This is a genomic window from Entomohabitans teleogrylli, from assembly GCF_001484765.1.
Lineage (GTDB): Bacteria > Pseudomonadota > Gammaproteobacteria > Enterobacterales > Enterobacteriaceae > Entomohabitans > Entomohabitans teleogrylli.
Genome location: NZ_KQ947381.1, coordinates 40,275 through 47,438, shown reverse-complemented (window position 1 = coordinate 47,438; position 7,164 = coordinate 40,275). Strand labels below are relative to the sequence as shown.

Here is a 7,164-nt window from a genome sequence, read left to right as displayed (position 1 = left end):
CGCAGACTTCCCGCAGACTTCCCGCAGACTTCCCGCAGACTTCCCGCTATTTTTCAAAGAATTAAACCAGTCTTACCGCGATAATGGTGCTGCAAACCAGACAATAAAATGGCAGCGGGGCATATCCCCCGCTGGAAATCGCTGTAACGAAGGCCGCGAGACAAGGACCAGGCGCCATGGATGGCGCCGGGAGGGCATGCCGAGACAGGACGTCGAGTCATGCCCGGTCCGCGGGATAAGGCCGGGAGTGGAGGGGACCGCGAAGCGGCGATTTCCCTTGCGGGGCCGCGAGGGGTGTCGGGGAGCGAGCGGGACGCTCCCCGACCCGTTCACTGATGACCGGAGTCAGCAAAAAGCACTAAACATAAAGTGAACGGAAAAACAGCGGTGCATCAGACACAATTCCCGACTGACATCATGAACGGAAAAAAGCGGAGCTTCAGACTCACATCCGACTCACCGCGTGAGCGGAAAAAACAGTAACACCACAGACCGATGCCAGCCGGTATACCGAGACAGGAAGTCGAGTCATGCCCGGTCCGCGGGATAAAGCCGGGAGTGGAGGGGACCGCGAAGCGGCGATTTCCGTTGCGGGGCCGCGAGGGGTATCGGGGAGCGATCGGGACGCTCCCCGACCCGTTCACTGATAACCGGAGTTAACAAAGAGCACCAGACATAAAGTGAACGGAAAAAAGCGGAGCTTCAGACTCACATCCGACTCACCGCCTGAACAGAAAAACAGCACCACCTCACACCAACACTGACCACACCACCCAATCAAAACAACCTCAAACCACATCAATCTCCGCCACCGACGGATAAATCCACGATGGCCGGAACGGCATCGCATCAATATCATTCAGCGTCGAAACCCCGGATAACACCAGGATGGTTTCCAGCCCGGCCTGAAAACCAGCAAGAATGTCGGTGCGTAAATTATCGCCAATAATAACGGTTTGCTCGGAGTGGGCCTGCATCTTGTTCAGCGCCGCGCGAATGATCCACGGACTCGGCTTACCAACATAAAATGGCTTGCGGCCGGAGATTTTCTCGATACCCGCGCACAGCGCGCCGCAGGCCGGGTAATAACCGCGCCCGTGGGTATCCGGGTTCGTGGCGATAAAACGCGCCCCGTTGGCGACAAAATAGGCCGCCTTGTGCATCATCTCCCAGTTGTAGGAGCGAGTCTCCCCGACGATAACAAAATCCGGATTGATATCGGTGATGGTAAAACCGGCTTTATACAGTTCGTGGATCAATGCCCCTTCGCCAACCACATAGGCTTTCTTGCCTTCCTGACGGCGCAGGAAATCGGCAGTGGCCATGGCCGAGGTATAGAACACACTGTCCGGCACATCAATACCCGCCGATGAAAAACGGTTTGCCAGATCCTGCCCGGTCTGGGAAGGGTAGTTGGTCAGCAGCACCAGCGGCAGACCTTTCTCAAGGACGCGCGCCAGGAATTCCGCCGCGCCCGGAACAGCGACGTTATCGTGCATCAGCACGCCGTCAATATCGCAAATAAGATTCTGGATGGTCATTGACTACTCAGGTTGTCCAAAGGAAACGCGTAATATAGCCTGGATTGGCCAAAAACCCTGTTAACTTTCCAGCAATCGCTGCAACAGCATGCCGTTGAGCATGGCGCGTTTCACCAGCGCAAAGGCGCCGATAGCCGAGCGGTCGTTGAGCGCCGAACACATTACCGGTAGGTTTTTGCGGAACGCTTTCAGTACCTGAGTGTTAATACAGCTACCGATGGCCGGTAGCAGGACCTTGTCTGCTTCCGTCACTTCGCCGGCGATCACCACTTTCTGCGGGTTAAACAGGTTAATGGCGATGGCGATGGCTTTGCCGAGGTGGCGGCCTACATATTCAATGACTTCGCAGGCCAGCGGATCGCCTTTATTCGCCGCTTTACAGATGGCTTTGATATTGCAGTCGTCAACCGTCAGGCGGCTCTGATAACCCTGCTCCAGCAGATGACGCACCCGCTGCTCAATGGCGGCGTTGGCGGCAATGGTCTCCAGACAGCCAAAGTTACCGCAGTGGCAGCGCTCACCGAGCGGATCGACCTGGATATGGCCAATCTCCCCGACGCTGCCGTTGCGGCCGATAAATATCTGGCCGTTGGAAAGAATCCCGGCGCCGGTACCCCGGTGCACACGCACCAGAATGGAGTCTTCACAGTCCTGGGTCGCCCCAAAATAGTGCTCCGCCAGCGCCAGACTGCGGATATCGTGGCCGACAAAGCAGGCCATATCAAAGCGCGATTCCAGCGCGGTCACCAGCGGCCAGTCATTCACCGGAATATGCGGCATATAGCGTATGACGCCGCTTTCCGGATCCACCAGGCCGGGCAGAATGACCGAGATAGCAATCAGTTCGCGGATTTTGCGCTGGTTATATTCAATAAAGTGGCTGATGGCCTTCAGCAGCGCCTGTTCAAGCTCGTCCTGGGTTCGCTCAGGCAATGGATAGTGATCTTCGGCCAGCGCTTTGGCGCTGAGGTCGAACAGCGTAATGGTGGCGTCGTAGCGGCCAAGCCGTACGCCGATGGCCTGAAAAGCGCGGGTTTCCGTAACAATGGAGATCGCGCGGCGGCCCCCGGTGGAGGCCTGCTGATCGACTTCTTTGATCAGGCCGCGATCGATAAGTTGACGGGTAATTTTCGTCACGCTGGCGGGGGCAAGCTGGCTTTGTTCGGCAATCTGAATTCGCGAGATCGGGCCATGCAGATCGATTAGTCGATATACCGCCGCGCTGTTGAGCTGCTTTACCAGATCAATGTTGCCAATTTGTGTATGTCCGCCAGTCGTCATGCCTTTCCTTACCCGGTTACGACCTCGTTGCCGTTAACGATAGTCCTGATAATGTGATAATCGCGGGTAAAGACCGTCAGGTTAGCCACTTTTCCGGCTTCAATGGTACCTAACAGGTGGTCGACACCCACGGCACGGGCAGGGTAGAGCGTTGCCATACGCAGCACTTCGTCCAGCGCGATGTTGACGTGCTCAACCAGATTACGCACGCCTTCAATCATCGTCAGGGAGGAACCGCTCAGGGTGCCATTCTCATCCACACACAGCCCGTTGCGGTAGTATATTGTTTTACCGGCAAAAATGAACTGGTCAATATTCGCGCCGGCGGGGGCGGTGGCATCGGTAACCAGACACAGTTTATCGCCTTTCAGGCGTTTGGCTGTGCGGATGTTCGCATAATCCACGTGCAGGCCATCGGCGATCACCCCGCAGTAGAGGTCGGGATTATCGAAGATAGCGCCGGTCAGACCCGGTTCGCGGCCGGTAATATAAGGCATGGCGTTGAAAAGATGGGTCGCGAAGCGAATACCGGCGCGGAAGCCGCGTTTCGCTTCCTGCTGGGTCGCGTTGGAGTGGCCGGCGGAGATGACAATCCCGGCATTACTTAACTGGCTAATCACTTCCGGCTCCACCATTTCCGGGGCCAGGGTGATTTTAGTAATCACATCGGCGTTCTGGCACAGGAAATCGACCAGTGCAGCCTGCGGTTTACGGATAAAGGCTGGGTTATGGGTGCCTTTTTTTACCGGGTTCAGCCACGGGCCTTCCAGGTGCAGGCCCAGAGCCTGATGCTGATGTTTCTGCAGGTACTCGCGCATCACGCGCACGCCCTGCATCATTAATTCGTCGCTGCAGGTAATCAGCGTCGGCAAAAAGCTGGTACAGCCCGATTTCTCATTGGCCTGCTGCATAATTTCCAGCGTGGTGACGCTGACGGCTTCCGCTGTGTCGTTGAACTGCACGCCGCCGCAGCCGTTAAGCTGCACATCAATAAAGCCGGGGGCGATGATAGCACCACCCATGTCGCGCTGTTCAATCCCTGCCGGTAATGCGTCGGCGGGACAAACGCGCTCGATCATTCCGTTGTTGATGATAACGGCATGGTCATCCAGAACGTCGTGGCCGGTGTAAATCCGGCCATGGGTCAATGCATACATAAACTACTCCCGGTAAAAATAAACGTACTTAAAGGTCTTTGATGTTTTCAGCTTCTAATTCATTGAAGTATTTCAATGTTTTGACTTTAAGTTCCATCGTTGACGGCTCGTCGCAGACGATAACCGCTTTCGGATGCAACTGCAGGCAACTGATGGTCCACATATGGTTGACGTTGCCTTCCACGGCCGCTTGCAGCGCCTGCGCTTTAACGTGGCCGAGCACCAGAATCATCACCTCTTCGGCATCCAGCAGCGTGCCCACGCCAACGGTCAGCGCATATTTCGGTACCTGATTCACATCGCCGCCGAAGAAGCGAGAGTTCGCGACCCGGGTGTCATGTGTCAGGGTTTTGATACGCGTCCGGGAGGCCAGAGACGATGCCGGTTCGTTAAACGCGATGTGACCGTCGTTGCCGACGCCGCCCATAAACAGATGAATTTTACCGTAAGAACGGATTTTTTCTTCATAACGACGGCACTCTTCATCCACATCCGGCGCGTTACCGTTCAGCAGGTTAATGTTTTCTGCAGGAATATCAACGTGATCGAAGAAGTTGTGGTGCATAAAGCTGTGGTAGCTTTCCGGATGCTCTTTGGGCAGGCCGACGTATTCGTCCATGTTGAAGGTGACGACGTGTTTAAAACTCACCTGGCCCGCTTTATGCATTGCTACCAGCGCTTTGTAGGCTTCCAGCGGAGTGCCGCCGGTTGGCAGGCCAAGAATAAAGGGGCGGTCCGCCGTCGGTTTAAACGCGTTGATACGGTTAACGATATGGCGAGCGGCCCACTTACCTACTTGTTCCGGCGTGGCCAGGGGAATAAGTCTCATCATTCACCTCTATAGAGTAAAGTTAATAAAGCGGAACGGATAAATATCACCTGAATGTAAGCATAACGCAGTTTCACAGTCTGGTCGGCATTCGTCCGTCTTGATTTTTTGAATGATAAAATAAGTTTTTGTATATAGCTAGCGCAGAGGGAGGTGAAGAGCAATATTTGGTGATTATTATCACAAAAAACACGCTTTTAATTTGCGATACGAATTAAATTTTCACACACTCCAGGAACGATCTATTCAGGTCGTCGAAGAGTCAAGGTTGTAACACTATAAAAAGCACAGCCAGAAACGGGCCTTAACGGGGTCTCAAGGGGGAATAAAGTGAGTATTCTTGGTTATTTACAACAGGTAGGCCGCGCCCTGATGGTGCCCGTGGCAACACTGCCTGCTGCTGCAATACTAATGGGGGTAGGCTACTGGATTGACCCTGTAGGCTGGGGTGGAGATAACGCGCTGGCCGCGTTATTCATCAAATCCGGTGCCGCCATCATCGATAACATGTCGGTATTGTTCGCCATTGGCGTGGCTTACGGCATGTCCAAAGACAAAGACGGCGCTGCTGCGCTGACCGGTTTTGTAGGTTTTCTGGTGGTCACCACGCTGTGTTCGCCAGCGGCGGTTTCCATGATTCAGAACATTCCCGTCGATCAAGTGCCGGCGGCGTTCGGCAAAATCAATAACCAGTTCGTGGGCATTCTGGTGGGGATTATCTCCGCGGAACTGTACAACCGCTTCAGCGGCGTAGAGTTACCAAAGGCGCTCTCCTTCTTCAGCGGCCGCCGCCTGGTGCCGATTCTCACTTCGTTTGTGATGATCGCCGTGGCGTTTATTCTGATGTATCTCTGGCCGGTCATTTTTGGCGGCCTGGTGAATTTCGGCGAACACATCCAGAAACTGGGCTCCATCGGCGCCGGGGTGTATGCGTTCTTTAACCGCCTGCTGATTCCGGTTGGTCTGCACCATGCCCTGAACTCGGTATTCTGGTTTGACGTAGCCGGCATTAACGATATCCCGAATTTCCTCGGCGGCGCGCAGTCACTGGCGGCAGGTACCGCGGAAGTGGGGATCACCGGTCGTTATCAGGCGGGCTTCTTCCCGATCATGATGTTTGGCCTGCCGGGTGCGGCGCTGGCGATTTACCACTGCGCGCGTCCGGAAAATAAAACCAAAGTACTGGGTATTATGATGGCTGGCGCCTTTGCCGCTTTCTTTACCGGTATCACCGAGCCGCTGGAATTCTCCTTCATGTTCGTGGCGCCGGTGCTGTATGTGATTCACGCGCTGTTGACCGGTATTTCGGTCTTTCTCGCCGCCGCCATGCAGTGGATCTCCGGGTTTGGCTTCAGCGCCGGTCTGGTGGATATGGTGCTGTCGTCCCGCAACCCGCTGGCGACTCACTGGTACATGCTGATCCCGCAGGGACTGGTGTTCTTTGTCATCTACTACCTGGTGTTCCGTTTCACTATCACCAAATTTAACCTGATGACCCCGGGTCGCGAACTGGCTGTGGCCGGCAGCGAAGCCGACGGTGAAGATGTTAACGTCAGCAACGGTAAAGATCAGGATGTGTCCGAACTGGCGCGCCAGTATATCGCTGCGGTCGGCGGTTCCGCCAACCTGACCGGTATTGACGCCTGTATCACCCGTTTGCGCCTGAGCGTGAAAGACTCTGCGCAGGTTAATGAAGTGTTGGCTAAACGTCTGGGCGCCAGCGGTGTCATTCGTCTGAATAAAACCAGCGTACAGATTATTGTTGGCTTTATGGCGGAAAAAATCGCCAATGCGATGAAAACCACCGGTGCGGTAGCCGCAGCGCCAGCCAGCGCCGCACCTGCTGCTGCGCCAGCCGCGAAGCCTCAGGCGGTGCCCAATAACCCGAAAGCGACGGTCGTTGCGCTGGTATCGCCGATAACCGGCGAAGTGGTGGCGCTGGATGAGGTGCCGGACGAAGCCTTCGCCAGTAAAGTGGTTGGCGACGGCGTGGCCGTGAAACCGACCGATAAAATCGTGGTTGCGCCGGCGGCGGGTACCATTGTGAAGATCTTCAACACCAATCACGCGTTCTGCCTGGCAACGGACAATGGCGCTGAACTGGTGATACATCTGGGGATCGACACGGTGGCGCTTAACGGCCAGGGCTTTAAACGTCTGGTGGAAGAGGGCGCAGAAGTGAAAGCCGGCCAGCCGGTGCTGGAGCTGGATCTTGAGTTCCTCAACGCCAATGCCCGTTCGATGATGAGCCCGGTGGTGTGCAGCAACATTGATGATTTCGGCGGTCTGGTTATTCAGGCCCAGGGTCAGGTGGTTGCCGGACAAACACCGCTGTTCGAGATTAAAGGTAAATAAG

Annotated in this window: 5 protein-coding genes; 1 reads left to right on the top strand and 4 read right to left on the bottom strand. The window is 55.3% G+C overall.

Annotation, left to right across the window (positions count from 1 at the left end; genetic code table 11):
• Positions 1-788 precede the first annotated feature (788 nt).
• The 4 genes from AQ981_RS10390 to nagB are packed head-to-tail and all read right to left on the bottom strand — an operon-like array spanning position 789 to position 4,808.
• Positions 789-1,541: an HAD-IIA family hydrolase gene (locus AQ981_RS10390; RefSeq protein ID WP_058911689.1), complete on the bottom strand. Its 753-nt coding sequence runs from the start codon at positions 1,539-1,541 to the stop codon at positions 789-791.
• Between the two features lie 60 nt (positions 1,542-1,601).
• On the bottom strand, positions 1,602-2,822 hold the full coding sequence (nagC, locus tag AQ981_RS10385) for a DNA-binding transcriptional regulator NagC (protein WP_058911688.1): 1,221 nt from the start codon (positions 2,820-2,822) through the stop codon (positions 1,602-1,604).
• An 8-nt stretch (positions 2,823-2,830) separates the two neighbouring features.
• Positions 2,831-3,979 (bottom strand): N-acetylglucosamine-6-phosphate deacetylase, encoded by a 1,149-nt coding sequence (gene nagA / locus AQ981_RS10380; protein ID WP_058911687.1) that lies wholly within the window; start codon positions 3,977-3,979, stop codon positions 2,831-2,833.
• Between the two features lie 28 nt (positions 3,980-4,007).
• Entirely contained in the window at positions 4,008-4,808 is an 801-nt protein-coding gene (nagB, locus tag AQ981_RS10375) for a glucosamine-6-phosphate deaminase (RefSeq protein ID WP_058911686.1), read from the bottom strand.
• A gap of 330 nt (positions 4,809-5,138) precedes the next feature.
• Here nagB and nagE point away from each other — a divergent pair, with 330 nt between their 5' ends.
• On the top strand, positions 5,139-7,163 hold the full coding sequence (nagE, locus tag AQ981_RS10370; protein ID WP_071608868.1) for an N-acetylglucosamine-specific PTS transporter subunit IIBC: 2,025 nt from the start codon (positions 5,139-5,141) through the stop codon (positions 7,161-7,163).
• Position 7,164: the final 1 nt, after the last annotated feature.

Bases quoted from the DNA above. Each gene is read 5' to 3' on its own strand.
- nagC (WP_058911688.1), bottom strand. From the start codon at position 2,822: ATGACGACTGGCGGACATACACAAATTGGCAACATTGATCTGGTAAAG.
- nagB (WP_058911686.1), bottom strand. From the start codon at position 4,808: ATGAGACTTATTCCCCTGGCCACGCCGGAACAAGTAGGTAAGTGGGCC.
- nagA (WP_058911687.1), bottom strand. From the start codon at position 3,979: ATGTATGCATTGACCCATGGCCGGATTTACACCGGCCACGACGTTCTG.
- AQ981_RS10390 (WP_058911689.1), bottom strand. From the start codon at position 1,541: ATGACCATCCAGAATCTTATTTGCGATATTGACGGCGTGCTGATGCAC.